The sequence below is a fragment of the Gilvimarinus sp. 1_MG-2023 genome, from assembly GCF_030548285.1.
Window position 1 is genome coordinate 1 of sequence record NZ_JAUOSC010001544.1, and the last position, 243, is coordinate 243.

Annotated in this window: 1 protein-coding gene; it reads right to left on the bottom strand. The window is 53.9% G+C overall.

Annotation, left to right across the window (positions count from 1 at the left end; translation table 11 throughout):
* On the bottom strand, positions 1-243 hold a 243-nt coding region (locus Q4563_RS21985; protein ID WP_303606050.1), incomplete at both ends, for a lytic transglycosylase domain-containing protein.

A 243-nucleotide genomic window follows, 5' to 3' on the forward strand; every position in this document is an offset into this window, starting at 1 on the left:
GGTTGGTGGCCATATGCATCAGGTTGTCGCCATCGCGGCCGATTTCATTTTTCCAGAAAGGCATGATCTGCATATAACCGCGGGCACCTACACGGGAAACCGCAAAACGGTCGAAGGCACTTTCGACCTGAATCACGGCCAGTACCATCTCGGCGGAGATATTGGCCCGACTGGCTTCGAGGTGTACCAGCCGCAGAAACTCAAGCTGTTCGGCCTTATCTCTCAGCTTGATCCATTTCATGC